This is a genomic window from Mesorhizobium sp. P170090, from assembly GCF_057786115.1.
Window position 1 is genome coordinate 4,536,650 of sequence record NZ_JBYNWH010000001.1, and the last position, 20,835, is coordinate 4,557,484.

A 20,835-nucleotide genomic window follows, 5' to 3' on the forward strand; every position below is an offset into this window, starting at 1 on the left:
TTGGAACAGATTGCCCATCGCGGAGGCCTATTAACGAAAAAGCTCGCCACCTTGAGGCAACGGGCATCGCCAATGCCCTCAGAGAGCCCTGCCTGGACGTGTGGCGTCCTGTCCGGCCCTCGCCATTGATTTCGTCGGCAAGCTTGTCTTTGGCCTCGTGATAGGTCTTGAAGTTGGCATCGGGATGGCAATCGCCGGCTGCCAAGCATGCCGGGCCGCTGGCCGACCTATCAGTCAGGCGTCCGAAGCCAGAGCGTTACAAAGCAGCAAACACGCCAGGATAGAAACGGCGCTGCCTAGCAGCTGGTCTGCCGTCAGGCCGGAAAAATAAACAAGATGAAACGTCACCATCGCTCTACCGATCACGGTTCGGAACACTGCCGAATTAACCGTTAGCCGACGCTAATGTTCCGCTCTGGACTCACTGCCGCTTTGGAAGAATCCTGCCGCAGCGATCAGCGCCCCGCCGACCTTGATCTCAACGTCGGTGCCACAAGGCTTTCCTTCGTTCGCATGGTTCGCAGAGATTAGCACGATCGCATACTCTCATCTCATCCGGCGTCGTCTCCCTCACAAAGCAGCGCCGGTAAGGCTCGGCGACCTTCTTGTTTGTCCCGTGTGCCAAAGGAGGTCGCCGGGCCTGCCGTTGCTCATCTTTGCTGGTGGTTGCTCCTGATGGCTGCGCTTGGCGCCGTCGCCCTACTGCTACCTGCGGGATAAGGCCGGCGAGCCCTCTTGTCAGGCAGTCCGGCATGTAGGATTATAGTCCTCGTTGCGGCGACCCCTCAATGGAGAGCGCCAATGGCCAGAACCAAACCTTCGGAACAACTTTCCCGGGCTGAAATCGAGCGCTTCCTGGCGGCAGCCGAAGCGCTGCACAAGAGCATCGTCGGGCCGCTCCTGGCGTACCACGGCGAGCACTACCAAGCTCTACGTAAGGTCCATGGACCCCTGTTGAAGTCGATCGAGACCATCACCGGCCAGAAGTCGAAGTTCATCCAGTGGAACGGGACAGGACCGGCACAGCCCCGGGACAAGCCTCCGGGCTAAGTCTCCTCCCGGAAATCCAGCAGCTTGGCATGGCGAAGCTTCTCCTCGCCCTTCAGGAACCGCACGCGGCCGACCAGGCCCGGCTTTAGCCATTCGGCTTTGTCACTTTTGAGCCCTTTCGGCGCCGGCCCGCCAATCTTGCCTTGCACGCGGTCCCATAGGCGCTGGCGCTTGTCCGCCTTGAAGGTGACGAAGGCGCCGCCGGCATAGTGGCCTTTGTCGGCCATCAGCACCATGGCAGGCTTGCCGGGCTCGCGCTGCACGCCGATGATGTCCATCTCCTTTTCGGCATAGCACTTGATCTTGCGCCAGTTCGTCGTCGGACCCGACCGATACTTGCTGCCCTTCCGCTTTGAAACGATACCTTCAAGCCCAGCCTGGTCGACCAGATGAAAGACGGCGTCGCCAGTGCCCGGCATCGCTTCGCTGAACTGAATTCGGCCGCCGTCCGGGATCAACGCCCGGAGTATCTCGCGACGGTCTTCCACCGGCGTGTTCCGCAAGTCATGCCCGTTCAGGTGCAAGAGGTCGAATGCTAGCAGATACAGATCGCGCGACGGCTTGCGGCTGGTCGCGGCTGATTGATGCGCATGGAAGTCGGATAGGCCAACCTCATTGATCGTAATGGTCTCGCCGTCGATGATGAAGTCTTTCGCCTCGATCGCTTCCGCCTCACCGGCAAGTTGGATGTAGCGGCCCGTCCAATCATAACCGTTCTTGGTGATCAGCCGAATCCCGTCATCATCCTTGATGACCTGGGTGCGGTAGCCATCGAATTTGATCTCATGAATCCATTCATCGCCCATCGGCGGCGTGTCGACCAGTTCGGGTTCCATGGGCTTAATGAATTTCAGACGCATGCACTGACTCGCAGAACTGCGACTTCAATTAGCTAGCGCTAAATTAGTTCCGGAACATTTTAGACGAATTGGATGTTTGAAGGGCTATGAAGATCGAAGCCGACCAATGCCGGGCAGCGCTGACGCTCATCCGGCGCACAATGGAAGAGCACTGTCCTCCTGGCGTGCTGCCGAGCGAAGAGATGGTCAATGGGCGCTATGGTCCGGAACTGATCCATGAGGCGGAAGCCATTGCCGCCGGCATCGTCGCAACCATTGACCAGCTGCAATTGCCCGTGATGAAACCGCCGTCCCCTAGTATCAAATAGAGACCGACACAGGGAAGGTCGCTTGGCCGCGCGATCGTGGGCTCGCAACGACCGGCGAGGCGATGCCGGCCCCACCAAGGGTTACAGCCCCTCGACCAGCAGCGAAGGCGGCTCGCGGCAGTGCAACGCCCGAAGTGTTTCGAGGCGACAATGTCCACCGAGCGTAGCCAGCGCGCGTTGTGCTGCACAAGGACTGAGGCAGCGGCACGGCCGCCCGGGCTACTCCAAAGGCGGCTCTTCGCTCTGTGGAGCCAAAACGGTGATATCCATCCTGGCGATTGTCGATGCGGCGCGCCCCTGGGCGCCAGAATCCGTGTCGCCACTTTCTGCCGCCATTGCCTTGGCGCGATGTCCTACGCTGTCTGCGCTTTTGCCTGGCGCAAATCCTTCGCCCGGTTCTGTCTTTGCGGGTTTCGGTCGAGTTTCAGCTGCCTGCCGATGTTGGTTTCCAATCGCCGAGACCATTGATACCTCCCCTTGATGAGGCCGCGACTGTACCTGTCAAGGCTGTAGCGAGGCTGATCACTTAAGTGGTCGGGTTGCGCCCGCTCGTAGTGGCCCTCCGATCACTGGGCTCTCGATGCCTTGGCGCTCGCGGACGTCTGGTCGGGTGGGAAGTTCAAACTCAGCCGCCCTTTGCGGCACCGGTTTCGCCCGACAACTAGGAACGATTTCGGCCGCCATGTGTTACGCAATCATGAATCTCGCGGATCCCGGATCAACAATGGCAACCGATCTTTTCACGATGCAACTCGCTGATGCTCAGCAGCGCATCAAACAGACCGAGTTCGCGCTGGTACTCAGCGAGAAAATGGTGGCTGAGAACCTCGCTTTATCCAGCAGGATACGATCGGCGAGGCGGCGTGTCCTGAAGGCCGGAAGGCCTCTGGCGACAGTCGACTCAACAAGCTGAAAGATTTTGTCAAATGATCTCGACCCAGTCGGGACGTGGGAGAGCTTCCTGATACCTTAGCGGCAATCGGCCGAGTCGCCGCAGGAACCAAAGCGCTCGGCACGGTTTGGTGTTCCGAAGGGACCGCAACCCAAAAGGAAGCGCAACAATGGACCTGATGAACTTGGAACTGGCCAGAGCCCGTCAGCGCGTCGGCCGGGCAAAGTTGGATCTCGAACGAGCCGAAAACTTGCTGGACGAAGATTGCGGCGTCGCTATCGATCTCGCCTTGTGTTGCCGAATCCGATCTGCGCAAAGGCGCATGGTCGAGACCAGGCAGCGGCTCACGAAGATTGATCCCAGCAGGACGAATTGACCGCTACGGCTCAGTTGAGACGGCACTTCGAAATCACGACTCCCTGCTGAGCTATCAGTTTCCCTCGATCTCTAATCGTATGGGTTCTCCGCACCACCCTTCGCTCTTCGAGCTTCGGGTAGCACGCCACCAAGGCAGCCATCTCAAACGTCGAGATAGCCGGCGGCGACGAGCATTGCCTTGTACCGTTGGGCAAATCGGCTGGGCAAACGACTGAGGTAACCTGACGCGCCAATATCCCAATGCTCGCCCAGTTCGCGGTCGAAGGCAGCCGGGTCGAATTGCAGCAAGCCGCTGCGTGGGTAGACCGTGAATTCTCCGAAGATCGGCTCCCCCTCCTCCTCGTAGAAATCGACACGCACCATGTCGAACTCGCTGCCGAGCGCCTCGGCTGCCTCGATCATCCGCGCCAGGCTCTTGGGAGGGGGAATTTCCAGGCTCGAGTCGATCGCGCCCTGGGCAATGTTCAGCGGGCGCCAATCGCGATCCAGGTGGGCGGTATTCTTGACCGTGGAACGGAAGGCGACGACGACGATGTAGGCGACGCGGCCAGCCAGCACACAGAATTTGTAGTCGACCGGGTCATAGCCCTGGTCCTTGCCCACAAGTGCTTCGACGAAAACCCGCCGCTCTATGTGCGCATAGCTGCGCTCCAGCTTGCGGGCGCCATAGGTTTGGCCAAGGTATTCCGTCATCTCGGCAATGATCGCCTCCCGGTCGGCGTTGGCCGGATCGCGAACGATGACATTCATGGCGCAACCGTGGTTGCATTTGACGGCGTAGGGGATTTTCAGGTCATCGAAGGGGATCTGGCGCGGATCGTCGCCCTGCCACAGCACCTCAGGGATGGCGAGCCCGGGAAGCCGCTCCCTGACGATTTCCTTGGACTTGAGCTTGTCGAGAAGACCGGCAAAGCGAGGATCGTCATCGAAAATCTTGCGCCAGTGGATCTTTTCCGTGAACGTCACCGGGGCTGCAAAATTCGGCAGATGCCGCATCCGCTCCAGGAAACGCTGGGTCAACCGGCGGTAGCGGACAAGCAGCGCGGCGTTCAGCAACAGGAGAGATGCCCGCGCGCTGTTTCGCTTCAGCCATGCCTTTGCGCCACGCGCCATTCCGGTGTCCTTGCAACCTGCGCAACTTCATCCGCGAAGTGGACGTGCCACCCTGCCCGCAGCAGTGAGGCACGTCGAGCTTCGCCGAGCTAGCCCTTCATCGGGTACAGTTTCAAATGCTGGATCAGGATGATCGTCTTGGCGTCGATGATGCGGCCGTCTGAAATGCCGGCCAGCGCTTCATCAAGAGGCATTTCCAGAACCTCGATGTCCTCGCCCTCGTCGGCCGCGCCGCCGCCGGCCGAGATGCGGTCGGCGGGTGAATAGCGCGCCACGAAGAACCACAGCCGTTCGGTGACGCTGCCCGGGCTCATATAGGGGGAAAACAGCCGCTCGATGTTCTGTAGGCGATAGCCGAGCTCTTCCTCGGCCTCCTTGAGGATGGCGGTTTCGGGATCGTTTTTGTCGAGCAGGCCGGCGCAGGCCTCGATCAGCGGTTCGCGGTGGCCGGTGACGTAGGCGGGGTAGCGGAACTGCCGCACCAGAAGCACCGTCTGACGCTCGGGATCGAAAGGCAGGATCACCGCGCCGTCGCCACGATCGTAGGTCTGGCGAATCTGCGTCTCCCACTGCCCGTCGCGCCGGCGATAATCGAGGACGGTCTTCTTCAGGACCGCCCAGTCGTCGGACAGGACTTCCTCCGAGCGGATGCGGATACGATCTTCCATGATGAGCTCCAAGCTGTCGGCGCCATGGCGTAACCGCGAACGGTTTTGCGCGCAACCGAAACGGCGAAGCTTTCACCGCCTCGTGTCTGGTGCCGGCAACTGCCATCGCCTAAATAGCTGCAGTCCCTCTCCGGAGTTTTTTGATGACCGCAGCGCTTTTCCAGCCGATCGCCCTCGACGGCCTGACCTTTCCGAACCGTATCGCGGTGGCGCCGATGTGCCAGTATTCCGCCGAAGACGGCTCGGCCAGCGACTGGCATCTCTATCACTGGATGAACCTGGCGATGTCGGGCGCCGGCATGGTCACCGTCGAGATGACCGACGTCGAACGGCGCGGCCGCATCACCCATGGCTGCCTCGGCCTCTATTCCGACGACAACGAGGCGGCCGCCCGGCGCACGCTGGATGCAGCAAGGCGCGTCGCCGCGCCGGAAACGAAATTCGGCATTCAGCTTGCCCATGCCGGCCGCAAGGCATCCAACCGAAAGCCCTGGGAAGGCGGCGGCCCATTGCAGCCGGGCGAGGATGCCTGGCAGACCGTCTCGGCCTCGGCCATCGCCTATGACACCGGCTGGAATGTGCCGCATGCGCTGGAGGAGGATGAAATCCTGCAGCTTATCGAGCGCTTCACTCAAGCCGCGAGGCGGGCCGAGCGCGCCGGCTTCGACTTCCTCGAGCTGCACGCCGCGCACGGCTATCTGATCTTCCAGTTCCTGTCGCCGCTTTCCAACCAGCGCACCGACCGCTGGGGCGGCTCGCTGGAAAACCGCATGCGTTTCCTCATCGAGATCGCCAAATCGGTGAGGAAGGCAGTTCCAAACCTGATGCTTGGCGCCCGCCTGTCGGTGAAGGACTGGGTCGATGGCGGCTTCGAGGTCGACGAGGCGATCGAGGTGGCCAAAGCCTTGAAGGCGCTTGATGTTGCCTATCTCTGCTGTTCGAGCGGCGGCAATTCGCCGTTGCAGAAGCTGCCGACCGGCCCCGGCTATCAGGTGCATCTGGCCGAAGCGGTGCGCAAGGGCGCCGGCATCCCGACCCGGGCTGTCGGCCTGATCGACGATCCCGCGCAGGCAGAGGCGATCGTCGCCGACGGCCGCGCCGACATGGTGGCGCTGGCCCGCGCCTTCCTCGCCGATCCGCGCTGGGGCTGGCGCGCCGCCGCCACCTTCGGCGAGAAAATCCATCCCGCGCCACAGCTCGCCCGCTCGGTGACGACGATGCAGCATTGGACGAAGGGCTGAACAGGCAGTGCCGACGGATGCGCCAAACGCATCTGCTGGACAGATTGCCGCAGCTTCGCTTTAATCCGCCCGCTATAGTCCCTGGGGGCAGGCCGCCTTGGCGGCCGGATTGGGAGCAAAGTCCATGGCATCAAGGGCAATCTATCCGGCGGCAGCCGCTCTGGTGGTCGCACTGTCGTTCGCCGCGTCGTCTCCGGTCGGCGCGCAATATTGCGAAGGCACGGTGCACGGCCTGTCCAGGCACTACGATCTCGATACTGGCAGCGGGTTTCTCGCCGTGCGCGCACGGCCGAACTTGTCGTCGCGCATGATCGGGCAATTGTTCAATGGCGACCACACCGAGATTTTCGACCGCCGCGGCAACTGGTACCAGGTCGAAATCGGCGGACGGACCGGCTGGGCCAACGCCCGCTGGCTGCGCAACGACTGCGGTTACTGAGACCAACGATTGCTGTTGGTGAGACGTTTGGGCGCAGGCTGACGGCCATTTTTGCAACCATATTGGCTGCTTTGCGTTGCGGCCATCATGGATAACAAACCTTTTGAAACCCCGGTCGTGGTCGAACTCGGCCATGTCGGCAAATATCGCCAGATCCGCAGCACCCAGGAAGCGGCGGAGTGTCTGATGACGGTGTGGCCGCTCAACCGCGGCCCGCGCCATCGTGATGCTCTCGACACTTGCCTCAAAGTGCTGGAAGGTTATCGTTCGACGGCCGATGCACGCAGGGCTTTGATCGAAGCGGCCAAGGAATCGGAAGTGCTGGTTCCCGAAGACCGGCTGCCAGACGCCAAGTTGCATTGAAGCCCAAATTGCAATGAAAAACGGGCCGCATTGAGCGGACGGACGAACCGGAGGATTTCATGGCGAAGCTGACTTACAAGATCGTCGAGCATGACGGGGGCTGGGCCTACAAGGTCGGTTCGACATTCTCGGAGACATTCCCGACCCATCAGGATGCGCTGCGCGCCGCCGAGATCGCCTCGGCCGAACAGCAGATCGCCGGCGCCACGGACGGCATCCAGTATGAGGATGCCGAAGGCAAGTGGCACGACGAACTGGCCGACGGCCGCGACCGGCCGCAGACCGAAGTTTCCGACTGATCCTTGCCCCTCAGCTTTCGCTGCCGGCCGTGGATGCTCGCCTAAGCAATTCCCTTGGGAATTGCGTCAAAACAAACAGGCGGGACATCCTGCCGGTCAGTCGCCCGCGGCTTGATCACTTGCCGCAATATTGATCGTTCACGTTGGGCCTCACATTTCCATAGGGTCCTGACGGGTCGGAGGCGCACGGCCCCGTAGCGCCGCCATAGCCTTGGCTGCCGTCGGCATTGATGCTGCCGGTGGTGCTCTGGTCGACGGTCGATGACTGCTCGTTCCCGAAGGGCCACCAGCTGTGATGGTTGGAATACGTGCCGTCCGATGACTGCGCCATCGCCGATGTGGCAAGACCGATCGTCAGCACGGATGCTGCAAAAACTTTCCTGTACATTGAATTACTCCGTATCCGCCGCCTTGGGTGCGACACGGGGTAAACCGGATATCAGCCGAATGGTTCAGTGAAATTGTTGTGAGGCTGTGGTGAGGTCTTGGCCGGCGAATGCCCGCTCGGCAATGCGCTTGATGAAGGCGATGACGCGGTCCGGCTCGACGAGTTGCGGCATGTGGCCGAGGCCTTCGACCGTCTCGAAATCGAGCCCTTCGATCCTGTCCTTCATCGGCTCCCCATGTATGCGCATGGCGATGACGCGATCGGCTGTCCCGAAGAAAATGCCGGCCGGCATGGCGATCTCTCCATAGCGCTCTTCGATGCGGCCAAGATCCTCTTCGACCGCCACGAAATCGGTGGAGGTCGCATGGAAATGGCTTGGCCTCAGCCCGAGCCATCCGCCGCCATCGATCATGTAGTCGGCGGGAACGGCCTGCGGCGCGAAGATGAACTCCAGTGTCTGCCGCGCATATCCGAGGCTTGTCGGTATCGCGACGGTGTAGGACATGATCCAGCGCCAAAGCCGCGAACGGATATAGAGCAGGCCCGCTTTCTCGCGGGCGCCGGCTTCCAGATGCGTCAGCGGCGCCAGCAAAGCGATGCCGGAAATCGCGCCGGGATGCTCCACGGCCAGGGTCAGCGCGACGGCGCCGCCCAGGGAGTGCCCGACCACAAGCGGCCTTTCCAGCGCGAGCGTTTCGATGAAGCGCCTTATGATCTCGGCCTGCTCAGGCAAGCGGCCGGTGGCTCCTTTGGCCCGCACCGAATAGCCCGATCCCGGCCGGTCGAGCGCGATCAGCCGGCAACCGGGGCCAAAGCGCTCAAACAGCGTGTGGCGAAACTGGTGGAGCTGCGCGCCAAGTCCGTGCACGAACAGGATCGGCCGTCCCTCGCCCGTTTCGACATAATGGATGCGGCTGCCGTCGATCTCGACGAAGTTTCCGCTGGCCGGCACCAGCCTTTCGGCCTTGGCGGCAATCCAGAGCGTTGCCGCGACCAGGCAGGCTACGATGACGAGAGCCAGCACGGACAGGCTGGCAACAAGCCACAGCAGAATTGATACCAGCATGTTTTCACCCGGGAGCGGACCGGCGCGCACCATCACCCACTGACGAACGCTCGGCAAGGCAGATGGCGGCTTGTGTCGGCATTGCCGCCAGTTCGATGTCGCGCTATCTCAGGCGACCTTCTTTCTGCCTCAGGCGACCTTGTCTGCCAACGGGCCTGTTTGCCGGAGCCTTCCATGCCTGAAATCGTCACTGCCGCCATGCTTGTCATCGGCGACGAGATTCTGTCCGGCCGCACCAAGGATAAAAATATCGGCCACCTCGCCGACATCATGACGGCCATCGGCATCGACCTGAAGGAAGTGCGGATCGTTCCCGACGAGGAGGACGAGATTGTCGCTGCGGTGAATGCCGTGCGCGCCCGCTACACCTATGTCTTCACCACCGGCGGCATTGGCCCAACGCATGACGACATCACCGCCGATTCGATTTCCAAGGCTTTTGGGGTGCCCTGCGAATACGACGCCAAGGCCTATGCCATGCTGGGCGAGAGCTATGCCGCGCGCGGCATCGAATACACCGAGGCCCGCAAGCGCATGGCGCGCATGCCGCGCGGCGCCGACCATATCGACAATCCGGTCTCCGTCGCGCCCGGCTTTCGCATCGGCAACGTCCATGTCATGGCCGGCGTGCCGGCGATTTTCCAGGCCATGCTCGACAATGTCGTGCCGACGCTGAAGGCCGGCACCAAGATGCTGTCGGCCACCGTCCATTGCCCGTTCGGCGAAGGCCTGATCGGCGGTCCCCTGGGCGACATCCAGAAGGCGCATCCCGACACCATCATCGGCTCCTATCCGAAATATGGCGACGGCAAATTCTGGACGGAGCTGGTGGTCCGCGCCCGCAGCCAGGAGGCGCTGGATTCGGCACGCAAGGACGTCGAAGCGATGGTGGCCGGCTTCACCGCCGCCAATTGACCCTGGGCTCGCGGACCATCGCCGGGCCGGAACCAAGCACCGCACTCCCACGTTTTCCCTCGGGCGCAGCACGCGCTGGCAGATTTGAGGGATTTCGCATGCGCTTCAAGACCATCGTCGCCATATTGCAGAACGAACAGGACGCCGAACGCGTGCTCGACTGCGCCATCCCGCTTGCCGACCGGTTCGAGAGCCATCTCATCGGCATCCATGCCGAAGCGCTGCCCGTTCCCTACACCTCGGCAACCGGCTTCCCCGACACTGAGTTCCTGCAGGTCTCCGCCGACATGAACCGCGAGCGCGCCGAGAAATTGCAGGCGCTTTTCGTTGGGCGGATCGAGAATTCCGGCCTTTCCTTCGAATGGCGCAGCCTCGAGAGCTTTTCCGGCGACAGCGCGCTGACGGGTATTTCCAGCGTGCGCGCCGCCGATCTGATTATTGCCGCGCAGCGCGAGACCGGGGGCGACACGAGCGCCGATGTCGACACGCTGGTTTACGATGCCGGCCGGCCAGTGCTGGTGGTGCCGCATGAGGGGCCGTTGGTCACCACATTCAAACATGTGCTGCTGGCCTGGAACGGCAGCAAGGAGGCGGCGCGTGCCGCCTTCGACGCGCTGCCCTTCATCATCGAGGCCGAAAAGACCGACATTCTGGTCATCGATCCGCCGGATACGCTGGATGACAACCCGGAAGCCGCCGGCGCCGAGATCGCCGCGGCACTCTCCAGGCATGGCGCAACGGTCAGCGTGTCGGTGCAGAAATCGGGTAATGCTTCGGTCGATGACGTCATCCAGACCCGGATCGCCGAGACCGGAGCCGACCTTCTGGTGCTCGGCGCCTACAGCCATTCCTGGCTGCGTCAGCTTTTGTTCGGCGGCGTCACGCGCACCGTGTTGCGCAGCGTGCCGGTTGCGGCCTTTTTGTCGCGGTAACTCCACAGACTGGCCCCGCCCTTGCCAATGCCCTGACTTTCCAGTTAATTCCGCGCGCATTCCACAATGTTGCGCGCGGAGTGCAGAATGTCCCTTCCCGAAAAAGCCTTTCCGGTCTCCTGGGACCAGTTCCACCGCGATGCCCGGGCGCTCGCCTGGCGGCTTGCCGGCGCCAACAAGGGTCAGTGGAAGGCCATCGTCTGCATCACCCGTGGGGGTCTGGTTCCCGCTGCCATCATCTCACGCGAACTCGGCATACGCGTCATCGAGACGGTCTGCGTCGCCTCCTATCACGACTACACCAGCCAGGGGCAATTGCAGGTGCTGAAGGAGATCACGCCGGCGCTGCTCGCCGATGATGGCGCGGGCGTGCTGATCATCGACGACCTCACAGACACCGGCAAGACGGCAGGCATCGTGCGCGCCATGATGCCCAAGGCGCATTTCGCCACCGTCTACGCCAAGCCGAAAGGCCGGCCGCTGGTCGACACCTTCATCACCGAAGTCAGCCAGGACACCTGGATCTACTTTCCCTGGGACATGGGTTTCACCTACCAGAAGCCGATCGCCGACGATCACGCCGGCTGATTCGCGCCAGCCCCATTTCTGCCCAGACGGCCAAACCCGCCCCGTCTGCTATGAAAACAGACACTGGAAGGCACATTATTCTGTCGAATCGACGCCTGTTGGCGGATTGGACGGTTGGTGTGATGTTTTTTACTTTTAAGACTTACACTTGTCGGTAAGATTCATACGGCGGCTAACGATTCTGAGGGCTGGGGTAGCTTTCACTGATGCTGACGACACCGGCGACACACGACCATCTGGCTGAAAGGGTCCGCAAGCTCTTCGGCACTTCGCCTTGTCGCCTGCAGGTTGCCGCTTTGCCATGGCGCAATAACGAAGACGGCGTCGAGATCATGCTGATCACCAGCCGAGACACCGGGCGTTGGGTGCTGCCGAAGGGCTGGCCCGAGGCCAGGGAGCCGCTCTGCGAGGCAGCGGCGCGCGAGGCGGGCGAGGAAGCCGGATTGCGTGGCAAGATTTCGCTTTTCGAGGCCGGTCGTTACTTCTACGCCAAGGCCCTCGCGTCCGGCGAGGAAGTCCCTTGCGAAGTGCTGGTGTTTCCGCTGCAGGTCGAGCACGTTGCCGACCGCTGGAAGGAAAAGCGCGCGCGCACCCGCAAATGGGTCAATGGGGCCGAGGCCGTACGCATGGTCAACGAGCCGGACCTCTGCCAGATCATCGCCCATTTCTGCGCCGATCCCGACAAGTTCGTCGTTAGAGCCTAGTCACAACTCCGCAGCGACCGCGCCACATTTCCATGCGCCCGCAGGTCTTGCCCATCAATACCATTCGACGTATCGCCCGCAGCGCCCATTGATCCGACTCCATCCGACATCGACGACAAGAGATGTGCCGGTATCACCTGCCCCCGACCCACTGCCGGATCTCGTCAGCCAATTGCTCGAGAACGCCTGCCGTCCCGGCGGGGAGCGGGTCCGGAAACCGTTGCTCGGGATACGCGAGCGTTCCCCCCAAATGGACCGGCTGGACACAAGGCATCTCGTGCTGTTCGAAAAGCTTGACCATGTTGTCCGCGCATTGGCGCACACTCGGATCGTCCGCGGGATCGCTGGCGCCGTTGACGATGACCGCTCCGAGTTTTCCTTTGAGCTGTTGTCCGTCGCGCCACAGGGGATCGGATCTGTCGAGCAAGACGACGCCCAGGGCCGGCGGCATTCCGAAGCAGGTGGGAGTAGCCATCAGAATCACGTCCGACTCTTTCATGAGTGACAGAACACGATCGATCCCGTCGCAGTGGTATCCGAACGTTTGATAACACTGCTCGCACCCGAGACAGTCGATACGCTCATCGGCCAGGCGCACCTGTTCCACGACCTTCACCCGCCGCTCTCTCTCCAGCGAGCGAAGAACCTCGCCGAGCATCCGCCCTGAGTTACTGGACGCGCGCGGGCTGCAGTCTATTCCAATGATGGTCGTCGCTTTGTCCATGTGAGAATCCCTAGTAAGGCGTGTCAGCTCGATGCCGAACGGCACGGGCGAAGTTTTGAGTATCCCCAACGATGGCTTCAAAGTCGACGATACTGCTCTTTACGGCTGAACTCTCCGGATCACTCCCGATACGTGACACCAAAGCCATCCCCAAATCCCCAGCCATGGCCCTTTACCCCAAACGAAATGAGCTCTTGGGCAGAGTCTAACGGAAGCAGCCGTTGAAGTTCGCGACTTGTCGTACAATCGGACAGACCCTCCCCTTTCAGGTTACGATTGGTTGCGGCTTGACATGCAGGTATTTACCTGCATATTGTATCTTCAAGATGAGTGAGACCGATGGACGCCGACAAGGTTTTCAAAGCGCTGGGCGACCCGACCCGGAGAAGGCTGCTCGATCTTCTGTGTGAGAAGAACGGCCAGACGCTCGGCGAGCTTTGCGAAAACCTCGACATGGCAAGGCAATCCGCGACCCAGCACATCGATCTTCTGGAGGCGGCCAATCTGATCAGCACGGTCAAGCGTGGCCGAGAGAAGCTGCATTTCATCAACCCCGTGCCGCTGCACGAAGTCTACGAGCGGTGGGTGCGAAAATTCGAACGGCAGCGGCTGAGCCTGCTGCACGACCTGAAACAAGAACTCGAAGGAGACGACCAATGACCCGGGAAACCACCAGTTTTGTCTACGTGACCTACATCAGATCGACGCCACAAAAGGTGTTCGAAGCCATCACCAGGCCCGATATCGCCAAGCGCTACTGGGGCCACGAAAACGTCTCCGACTGGAAGCCCGGCTCGAAATGGGAACACATCCGCGCCAATGACGAACGGACCGTCGAACTCGTTGGCAAGGTCGTCGAAATCTCGCCGCCAACCCGGCTGGTCATGAGCTGGGCCAACGCCTCGCAGGCCGACGATCCGACCAAGCACAGCCAGGTGACGTTCGCCATCGAGGAATACGACACCATGGTCAAGCTGACCGTCAGCCATGACGAGCTCGAAGCCGGGAGCGGCATGGCCAAGGGCATCAGCCAGGGTTGGCCGGCCGTGCTGTCCAGCATGAAATCCTTCCTCGAAACCGGCACAGGCATCGACCTGTTCGCCAAGCCGAAATCGGCCTGAAGCACCGCGGAGAACGATGATGACCAAGCACTTTACCGGCGGCTGCGCCTGCGGCGCGATCCGCTATGAGGCCAGCGGCGAGCCGATCTTTCAGAACCACTGCCAATGCCTCGATTGCCAAAAGCGCAGCGGTACTGGCCATTGTTCCTATGTGACCTTCGGCCGGCGCGCTGACGTAAAGATCACCGGCGAGCCGAGCACATGGCGGATGATCGCCGACAGCGGCAATGAAAAAGCCCAGGCCTTTTGCCCGACCTGCGGCACGCCGGTCTACGTAACGTTCGTCGCCATGCCGGAGGTGACGGCGATCCAGGCCACGAGCCTCGACGATCCCGGCCAGTTCGACCCGCAGGCGGTCACCTACACCGTGCGCGGCCACGTCTGGGACACGATCGACCCAGCGCTTCAGCCATTCGAGCGAATGCCTGGATGAACCAGGCAGAGCCCTATCCCTCGGATAGGGCTCTGCGTTCAGCTCAGATCACCAGGCCCTTGGTCAGTTCCAGCGCCTGCCGCTCGAACAGGCGGCGGTAGATGCCGCCCTTCAGCCGGATCAGCTCGTCATGCGAGCCTTCCTCGACGATCTTGCCACGGTCGAACACGAGCAGCCTGTCCAGCGCCCGCACCGTCGACAGACGGTGCGCGATGACCAGCGTCGTGCGGCCAACCATCAGCCGCTCCATCGCCTGCTGGATCAGCACTTCCGATTCCGAATCGAGGCTCGATGTCGCCTCGTCCAGGATCAGGATGCGCGCATCCGCCAGGAAGGCGCGCGCGATCGCCACCCGCTGGCGCTCGCCGCCCGACAGTTTCACGCCGCGTTCACCGACCAGCGTGCCGTAGCCCTTCGGCAGGCCGGTGATGAAGTCGTGCGCGCTGGCGAGCTTGGCGGCATGCTCGATCTCGGCCTGCGTGGCGTCCGGACGGGCATAGGCGATGTTTTCCGCCAGCGAGCGGTGGAACAGGATGGGCTCCTGCTGGACGATGGCAATCTGCGCGCGCAGCGACGCCTGTGCAACCTGGGAGATGTCTTGGCCATCGATCAGGATCCTGCCGCCGCTGACATCATAGAGACGCTGGATCAGCTTCACGAAGGTCGTCTTGCCCGAGCCGGAATGGCCGACCAGTCCGACCCGCTCGCCCGCCGCTATCTCCACCGAAAAGTCGCGGTAGAGCGGCAAGCGATGGCTACCATAGTGGAAGGTGACGTTATCGAAGGCGATGTGGCCATGCGTGATCCGGATCGGCTTGGCGCCGGGCCGGTCCTCGACGCCGAGCGGTTGCGACTGGAAATCGACCAGTTCCTCCATGTCGTTGACCGAACGCTGCAAATTGCGGATATGCGTGCCGATGTCCCTGAGGTAGCCCTGCAGCACGAAGAACGAGGTCAGCACGAAGGCGACATCGCCCGCACTTGCCTGGCCCCAGGCCCACAGCATCAGCGACAGGCCGATTACTGCCGTCCGCAGCACCAGCAGCATGGCGCCTTGCGTCGTGCCGTTGATGGTGCCGCGCACCCAGGTGCGGCTGGTCCGCGCGCGCCATTTGGCGACGACCTTGGCAAGCCGCGTTTCCTCGCGCGTCTCGGCGCCGAAACCCTTGACCACGGCATTGCAGCTCACGGCATCGGCAAGCGAGCCGCCAAGCCGCGTATCCCAGCTGTTGGCGAGCCGTGCCGCGGGCGCGACATAGCCGAGCGACAGCAGCGCCGTCACGGTGATGAACAGCAGCGAGCCGACTGCCACGACCAGCCCCATCAGCGGCCAGAACCAGCCGAGCAGCAACGTCGAGCCGACCAGCATGGCGACCGACGGCAGCAACGCAATCAGGATGGTGTCGTTGAGCAGGTCGAGAGCCCACATGCCGCGCGTAACCTTGCGCACCGTCGATCCGGCAAAGCTATTGGCGTGCCAGTCGGTTGAGAAGCGCTGCACGCGATAGAACGCGTCGGCGGCGATGTCGGCCATCATCTTCAGCGTCAGCTCGACAATGCCCATGAAGGCGAGGTTGCGCAGCACCACGCCGGTCAGCGCCAAAGCGATGAGCGCGAAGAACGCCGCCATTGCCGCGTTCCACGCGACATCGTCAGCCAACGCACTGCTGGCGACGGCGTCGACCAGCCGGCCGGAATAGAGCGGCGTCAAGACGTCGGCCAGGGTCGACAGCAGGAAGCTGCCCATGATCAGCGAAAGCCGCCACGGCTGGCGCCGCCAGTGGCTGAGCGTGAAGCCAAGAACGCTGCGAAAGGCGCTTGCACGCAGATCGATTCGGAAACGAGCCATATTGTCATCCGGGCGCAAATCTGCCCGGTCCCGGTAAGGTCTGAAATTGAAAACCGCGCTGGGCAATTCGCCCGGGGCTGCGGAGGTTCGGCATAGGTGGCGGCGCGCCCGATTCGTCGGGTGGCGACCGGCATCGGCAGAAGCCTGTACTCGACCCGGCATCGGCGCGAAGGACAAACCTTCGCCGGACGCCAGGTGAGACCTAGGCTTCGCGGCCTCGCATTACCATGTGAAATACTGCCATTCAGACCTCCCGCAAGACACTTGCGGAGAGGTCCTTATAGAGACGCCATGAAGGATCGCCAAGGCCGGGCACGTGGCAAAGCGTAACTGGTCCAACCAGTGAGGTTATTTTGCAACAACAGCCGGTCAACCCCCCTCGCTATGCGTCATTCCGGGTTGCGATCGAGGCGCATGTAGCGGCCGTCGGTTGATGCCTTGAAGCCCAGCTTCTCATAAAGGCCATGCGCGTCACTGGTCGACAGGCTCCAGTGCGAGACCGTGCTGAGTTCAGGGTGGTCGATGAGCGCCTGCACCAGTTGCAAGCCAATGCCTTGGCCGCGATGCTGCGGCCAGATGATGATGTCGGCGAGATAGGCAAACACCGTACGGTCGGTGATGGCCCGGCCAAAACCGACTTGGTTCCCGTCGATATAGGCCGCGGTGCAGAACGAGTTGGCAAAGGCGCGGCGATGAAACTCATCGCTGCGGCCGGCGCCCCAATAACTTGCCATCAACAGGTCGGAGGTCGCCCGGAAATTGATCCGTGACATGTCGAAGCTGATCTCACAGTCGGGCATGGTGCCTCGCAAAGAATGGAGGGCGGCCGAATTCAGTCCGGCCGGTGATTTGGCTGCCCACGTGGCGCGCTTATGGCACCACGAGATAGGCCTTCTGGTCGGCGATGCGATGGTCACGTCGGTGCCGGAATTGAACTCGACGAAATCGAGCTCCATCCCGTCGCTGAAGATGACGCCGCCCCTGCTCTGCCGCGAAGAAACCACCAGCGGCCGGTCGCGGGTGATGACGCCATGCACAAGCGACACGCCGGTCGTGTTGCTCGGAAACGGTTCGCGCACCGAAAAGAACAGCTGTTCGCCTTCGCGGTCATAGCCTTGCGGCGGCACGGTCGGCACGGAGTTGTCACCATAGGCCGCGGCCAGTCCCGCGGCGCCCGCCATAACCGAGCGCAGCCAGCCGGTAGAGCCGGCGCCCGTGGAGATGATAATGCCGCTCGACGACTGGCGCTCGGTCCTGCCGCCATAGGTCAACTCGTAACGCGCCGAGACATGCGTCGAGGCGCCAACGAACAGATCGTTGAAGGCGATCAGCCGGCGTCCGTCATTGGAGCGCGCTTCGGCCATCACCACCGCCTGGCGCTTCGCCTTGCCGGCGATCGTCAGGCCGAGGACCTTTTCGGTATCGTCGGCATTCCACGGCAGCAACACGCCGTCGAAAAGCGCCGGGTTCGGGTTGATGCCGATCAGCGGCTGGTACGGGAGGTACTTCGCGGTGTTGGACACCAGCCCGTCCTGACCGAGCGCGATCACCGCGTCGGAGCCGAATTCGAACTGCGGGACCAGTTCGCGGTCGAGCCGCAACTGTTTGAGGCCTTGGGGAAGCGAACCCATCACCCGGTCGAGCGCCTGGTGATAGACGTCATGCGCCGCCTTGACCGGGTCGAAATTCATGCCGGCCTGCCGGAGATAAAAGCGCGCCTGTCCCTGCGTGTTGAAGCGCGTCGTCAGCTCCTCCAGCTCGGTCTTGCGGGTGACGACGATCACCCGGTCGATCGGCCTGCCGCTCTGGTCGCTTGCCACCCGAGCTTGCCTTTCAGGACCCGGCTTTCGGAGTGGAAAGCTGGCTGAGCGCGCTGGTGAGCATATCAGGCGTGATCGACAGATTGCCGACCGAACCGCCCTTTTCCGCCCAGGCCTTGAAGGCCATCGCCGTGAGCACGTGCGCCGGCGCCGACGAATAGACGGTGAGTTCGAGCTGTTGGGCCTTGGCTTCCGCCTCGGCAAGCGTCAGCTTGTTGCGCGCCTCGGTATCGACCAGCAGCTTGTTGCGTTCGGCAAGCTCGATTTCGGTCGCCAGCTCGCTCTGCTTGATCTCGCGCTCCTTCTCCACGCCCCAGGCACGGCGCCCATAGATCGCGGCATCGGCCTGGCGCTGCAGCGCCTCGCGATATTCGGTCTGGAGCGCCTTGCGGATCTCCGGCGTCGGCTGGACCGAGGTGATGTGAACCTCCTCGATCGACAGGCCGGCGGTCGCGGCAATCGGATCGTTGCGCAGGAGTTCGGCGAGATTGCCACCGAGCTTGGTCACCTCGGCCAGCGCCTGTTCCAGCGTCATGCTCGAAACCACCGCGCGGGCGCGGCTCTGTATCGCAAGCACCAGGCGCTCGGCGATCTTCTCCCGGCCGTCGCCGACGACGTCGGCACGGCTGAGCTTGGCGCTGAAATCAAAACCTTCGGCTGCCTTGAGTGGATCGATGATGCGGTAGCTGACCGACCCCTGGATTGCCAGATCCTGGAAATTCGCCGTCGTCTCGGTGAAGATGAAGGGGTTATCGAGCGACGTCACCGGCACCATCGCTATCGTGGTGCCGAACGTGCCGTACCAGAAGGAGATGCCGCGCCCCTGCTCCCTGATCTTGCCGTTCTTGAAGCGCAGGATGTGATACTCAGGTGTTCCCTTGAAATAGCTGATAAACATGCGTCCCCCAAGGTTCATCAATTTAATCAGATGTTTAGCCGCGATCCCTGAAACGGTTGGTGATGGGATAGCGGCGGTCGCGGCCAAAATTCTTCCGGGTGATCTTCACACCCGGCGCCGCTTGCCGGCGTTTGTACTCGGCAATGTAGAGCAAATGTTCGACGCGCGTCACCGTCGCCCGGTCGTGGCCGCGCGCCACGATGTCGTCGACGCCCATTTCGTTCTCGACCAGGCATTCCAGAATGTCGTCCAGCACCGGATAGGGCGGCAGCGAATCCTGGTCGGTCTGGTTCTCGCGCAATTCCGCCGACGGCGCCTTGTCGATGATATTCCTGGGGATCACCTCGCCTGAGGGACCGAGCGCGCCCGGCGGCACATGGCTGTTGCGCCAGCGCGACAGCGCATAGACCTGCATCTTGTAGAGGTCTTTTATCGGGTTGAAGCCGCCATTCATGTCGCCATAAAGCGTGGCGTAGCCCACCGACATCTCGCTCTTGTTGCCCGTGGTGACGACCATCGAGCCGAACTTGTTGGAAATCGCCATCAGGATCGTGCCGCGCGCGCGGCTCTGTAGATTCTCTTCGGTGATGCCTTCCTTGGTGCCTTCAAAAAGCTGCGCCAGCGTGTGTAGGAAACCCTCGACCGGTTCGAAGATCGGCACGATGTCATAGCGGCAGCCAAGCGCACGGGCGCAATCCTCGGCATCCTTCAGCGAATCCTCCGAGGTATAGCGGTAGGGCATCATCACCGCCCGCAGCCGCTCCTCGCCGAGCGCATCGACGGCCAATGCGGCGCAGATCGCCGAATCGATGCCGCCGGAGAGACCCAGCACGACGTTCTTGAAGCCGTTCTTGTTGACGTAGTCGCGCAGGCCCAGCATGCAGGCACGGTAGTCCGCCTCTTCGCGCTCGGGGATTTTCGACATCGGCCCTTCCGAGCAGACCCAGCCGCCAGAGTTATCTGCATTTTGCGCGCCTGCGGCGACACGGCTGCGCTTCCAGGTGGTGACATCGACAGTTTCCTCGAACTGGCTCATCTGGAAGGCGAGCGTCTTGTCGGCGCCGATGGCAAAAGAGGCGCCGTCGAAGATCAGCTCATCCTGGCCGCCAATCTGATTGGCATAGATCATCGGCAAACCGGTCTCGATGACCTGGCGGATAACGACCTGATGGCGCACGTCCATCTTGGCGCGGTAGTAGGGCGAGCCGTTCGGCACTAGCAGGATTTCCGCGCCGCTCTCGGCCAGGGTTTCACAGATGCCAACGTCGCCCCAGATGTCCTCGCAGATCGGAATTCCGATGCGCACACCACGGAAGTTGACGGGTCCCTGAGCCTCGGGCCCGGCCTGGAAGACGCGCTTCTCGTCGAACTCGCCATAGTTTGGCAAATCGAGCTTGTAGCGCTCGGCGAGGATCTTGCCGCCATCGGCGACGATGATCGAATTGTGGGTGCCGCTCTTGCGCTTCAGCGGCGTGCCGATGATGACGCCCGGCCCGCCATCGGAGGTATCCGCGGCGAAATCCTGAGCGGCCTTCTCGCAAACCTTGAGGAAGGCCGGCTTCAGCACCAGATCCTCCGGCGGATAACCGGCAAGGAAAAGCTCGGTGTAGAGCACGATGTCGGCGCCCTGGCGGGCGGCATCCGCCCTCGCCTCGCGCGCCTTGGCAAGATTGCCGGCGACATCGCCGACCGTCGGGTTGAGCTGGGCAACGGCGATGCGCAGAATATCGGGTGCGGTCTTCTGGGTCATCTGTGCGGTTTAGCGCGGCAAATTTGCCCGAGCAAT

25 protein-coding genes are annotated in these 20,835 nt (G+C 62.1%); 15 read left to right on the plus strand and 10 right to left on the minus strand.

What is annotated here, in order from left to right; all coding sequences use genetic code 11:
• Positions 1 to 801 precede the first annotated feature (801 nt).
• A complete protein-coding gene (locus AC3EML_RS22075) occupies positions 802 to 1,050 on the plus strand; it encodes a hypothetical protein (RefSeq protein WP_352520436.1) in 249 nt (82 codons plus the stop codon).
• Here the strand turns inward: AC3EML_RS22075 and AC3EML_RS22080 are convergent.
• Positions 1,047 to 1,910, minus strand: a complete 864-nt coding sequence (locus tag AC3EML_RS22080; protein WP_352520437.1) for an ATP-dependent DNA ligase — start codon at positions 1,908 to 1,910, stop codon at positions 1,047 to 1,049. The genes AC3EML_RS22075 and AC3EML_RS22080 overlap by 4 nt on opposite strands.
• 86 nt (positions 1,911 to 1,996) lie before the next feature.
• On the opposite strand from AC3EML_RS22080, the gene AC3EML_RS22085 reads away from it, so the two are divergent.
• The 3 genes from AC3EML_RS22085 to AC3EML_RS22095 all read left to right on the plus strand — a co-directional run bounded on the left by AC3EML_RS22085 (position 1,997) and on the right by AC3EML_RS22095 (position 3,486).
• Positions 1,997 to 2,218 (plus strand): hypothetical protein, encoded by a 222-nt coding sequence (locus AC3EML_RS22085; RefSeq protein ID WP_352520438.1) that lies wholly within the window; start codon positions 1,997 to 1,999, stop codon positions 2,216 to 2,218.
• Positions 2,219 to 2,942: 724 nt separating this feature from the next.
• Positions 2,943 to 3,131 (plus strand): hypothetical protein, encoded by a 189-nt coding sequence (locus AC3EML_RS22090; RefSeq protein ID WP_023688348.1) that lies wholly within the window; start codon positions 2,943 to 2,945, stop codon positions 3,129 to 3,131.
• Positions 3,132 to 3,279: 148 nt separating this feature from the next.
• On the plus strand, positions 3,280 to 3,486 hold the full coding sequence (locus tag AC3EML_RS22095; RefSeq protein ID WP_023815363.1) for a hypothetical protein: 207 nt from the start codon (positions 3,280 to 3,282) through the stop codon (positions 3,484 to 3,486).
• A 143-nt stretch (positions 3,487 to 3,629) separates the two neighbouring features.
• Here AC3EML_RS22095 and AC3EML_RS22100 read toward each other — a convergent pair whose 3' ends face one another.
• On the minus strand, positions 3,630 to 4,601 hold the full coding sequence (locus AC3EML_RS22100; RefSeq protein WP_352520439.1) for an ATP-grasp fold amidoligase family protein: 972 nt from the start codon (positions 4,599 to 4,601) through the stop codon (positions 3,630 to 3,632).
• Between the two features lie 89 nt (positions 4,602 to 4,690).
• A complete protein-coding gene (locus AC3EML_RS22105; protein ID WP_023667531.1) occupies positions 4,691 to 5,269 on the minus strand; it encodes an NUDIX domain-containing protein in 579 nt (192 codons plus the stop codon).
• A 143-nt stretch (positions 5,270 to 5,412) separates the two neighbouring features.
• Between AC3EML_RS22105 and AC3EML_RS22110 the strand changes: the two genes are divergently transcribed.
• From AC3EML_RS22110 to AC3EML_RS22125, 4 genes are all read left to right on the plus strand, one after another.
• On the plus strand, positions 5,413 to 6,510 hold the full coding sequence (locus AC3EML_RS22110) for an NADH:flavin oxidoreductase/NADH oxidase (RefSeq protein ID WP_352520440.1): 1,098 nt from the start codon (positions 5,413 to 5,415) through the stop codon (positions 6,508 to 6,510).
• Between the two features lie 124 nt (positions 6,511 to 6,634).
• Complete coding sequence (locus AC3EML_RS22115; RefSeq protein WP_023704570.1) at positions 6,635 to 6,949, plus strand: SH3 domain-containing protein; 315 nt, start codon at positions 6,635 to 6,637, stop codon at positions 6,947 to 6,949.
• Between the two features lie 84 nt (positions 6,950 to 7,033).
• Complete coding sequence (locus tag AC3EML_RS22120) at positions 7,034 to 7,312, plus strand: DUF982 domain-containing protein (RefSeq protein ID WP_032891817.1); 279 nt, start codon at positions 7,034 to 7,036, stop codon at positions 7,310 to 7,312.
• A 59-nt stretch (positions 7,313 to 7,371) separates the two neighbouring features.
• Positions 7,372 to 7,611 (plus strand): DUF2188 domain-containing protein, encoded by a 240-nt coding sequence (locus AC3EML_RS22125; RefSeq protein ID WP_023667535.1) that lies wholly within the window; start codon positions 7,372 to 7,374, stop codon positions 7,609 to 7,611.
• Between the two features lie 115 nt (positions 7,612 to 7,726).
• On the opposite strand, the gene AC3EML_RS22130 is transcribed toward AC3EML_RS22125, so the two are convergent.
• Together AC3EML_RS22130 and AC3EML_RS22135 are read right to left on the minus strand one after the other, a co-directional pair.
• Positions 7,727 to 7,999: a hypothetical protein gene (locus tag AC3EML_RS22130; protein ID WP_023667536.1), complete on the minus strand. Its 273-nt coding sequence runs from the start codon at positions 7,997 to 7,999 to the stop codon at positions 7,727 to 7,729.
• Positions 8,000 to 8,063: 64 nt separating this feature from the next.
• Positions 8,064 to 9,065 (minus strand): alpha/beta fold hydrolase, encoded by a 1,002-nt coding sequence (locus AC3EML_RS22135; protein WP_352520441.1) that lies wholly within the window; start codon positions 9,063 to 9,065, stop codon positions 8,064 to 8,066.
• A 174-nt stretch (positions 9,066 to 9,239) separates the two neighbouring features.
• Here AC3EML_RS22135 and AC3EML_RS22140 point away from each other — a divergent pair, with 174 nt between their 5' ends.
• From AC3EML_RS22140 to AC3EML_RS22155, 4 genes are all read left to right on the plus strand, one after another.
• Positions 9,240 to 9,980: a competence/damage-inducible protein A gene (locus tag AC3EML_RS22140; RefSeq protein WP_023815366.1), complete on the plus strand. Its 741-nt coding sequence runs from the start codon at positions 9,240 to 9,242 to the stop codon at positions 9,978 to 9,980.
• A gap of 98 nt (positions 9,981 to 10,078) precedes the next feature.
• Positions 10,079 to 10,912: a universal stress protein gene (locus tag AC3EML_RS22145; RefSeq protein WP_023681540.1), complete on the plus strand. Its 834-nt coding sequence runs from the start codon at positions 10,079 to 10,081 to the stop codon at positions 10,910 to 10,912.
• Between the two features lie 87 nt (positions 10,913 to 10,999).
• Complete coding sequence (gene gpt / locus AC3EML_RS22150) at positions 11,000 to 11,500, plus strand: xanthine phosphoribosyltransferase (RefSeq protein ID WP_023667540.1); 501 nt, start codon at positions 11,000 to 11,002, stop codon at positions 11,498 to 11,500.
• Between the two features lie 206 nt (positions 11,501 to 11,706).
• Positions 11,707 to 12,204: an NUDIX hydrolase gene (locus AC3EML_RS22155; protein ID WP_023667541.1), complete on the plus strand. Its 498-nt coding sequence runs from the start codon at positions 11,707 to 11,709 to the stop codon at positions 12,202 to 12,204.
• Between the two features lie 133 nt (positions 12,205 to 12,337).
• Here AC3EML_RS22155 and AC3EML_RS22160 read toward each other — a convergent pair whose 3' ends face one another.
• On the minus strand, positions 12,338 to 12,928 hold the full coding sequence (locus AC3EML_RS22160) for a flavodoxin family protein (protein ID WP_023805291.1): 591 nt from the start codon (positions 12,926 to 12,928) through the stop codon (positions 12,338 to 12,340).
• 339 nt (positions 12,929 to 13,267) lie between these two features.
• On the opposite strand from AC3EML_RS22160, the gene AC3EML_RS22165 reads away from it, so the two are divergent.
• The 3 genes from AC3EML_RS22165 to AC3EML_RS22175 are packed head-to-tail and all read left to right on the plus strand — an operon-like array spanning position 13,268 to position 14,482.
• Entirely contained in the window at positions 13,268 to 13,588 is a 321-nt protein-coding gene (locus AC3EML_RS22165; RefSeq protein ID WP_023830677.1) for an ArsR/SmtB family transcription factor, read from the plus strand.
• Positions 13,585 to 14,049 (plus strand): SRPBCC family protein, encoded by a 465-nt coding sequence (locus tag AC3EML_RS22170; protein WP_023688339.1) that lies wholly within the window; start codon positions 13,585 to 13,587, stop codon positions 14,047 to 14,049. Before AC3EML_RS22165 ends, AC3EML_RS22170 begins: the two co-directional genes overlap by 4 nt.
• A gap of 19 nt (positions 14,050 to 14,068) precedes the next feature.
• Positions 14,069 to 14,482 (plus strand): GFA family protein, encoded by a 414-nt coding sequence (locus AC3EML_RS22175; protein ID WP_352520442.1) that lies wholly within the window; start codon positions 14,069 to 14,071, stop codon positions 14,480 to 14,482.
• Positions 14,483 to 14,525: 43 nt separating this feature from the next.
• Here the strand turns inward: AC3EML_RS22175 and AC3EML_RS22180 are convergent, their stop codons facing one another.
• The 4 genes from AC3EML_RS22180 to AC3EML_RS22195 form a co-directional block, all read right to left on the minus strand.
• The gene (locus AC3EML_RS22180; protein ID WP_352520443.1) at positions 14,526 to 16,331 is read right to left on the minus strand and encodes an ABC transporter ATP-binding protein; all 1,806 of its coding nucleotides are present in this window, start codon (positions 16,329 to 16,331) and stop codon (positions 14,526 to 14,528) included.
• Between the two features lie 389 nt (positions 16,332 to 16,720).
• Complete coding sequence (locus tag AC3EML_RS22185) at positions 16,721 to 17,131, minus strand: GNAT family N-acetyltransferase (RefSeq protein WP_023825636.1); 411 nt, start codon at positions 17,129 to 17,131, stop codon at positions 16,721 to 16,723.
• A gap of 1,033 nt (positions 17,132 to 18,164) precedes the next feature.
• Positions 18,165 to 19,049 (minus strand): SPFH domain-containing protein, encoded by an 885-nt coding sequence (locus tag AC3EML_RS22190; protein ID WP_023695413.1) that lies wholly within the window; start codon positions 19,047 to 19,049, stop codon positions 18,165 to 18,167.
• Between the two features lie 34 nt (positions 19,050 to 19,083).
• Entirely contained in the window at positions 19,084 to 20,799 is a 1,716-nt protein-coding gene (locus tag AC3EML_RS22195; protein WP_023667549.1) for an NAD+ synthase, read from the minus strand.
• Positions 20,800 to 20,835: the final 36 nt, after the last annotated feature.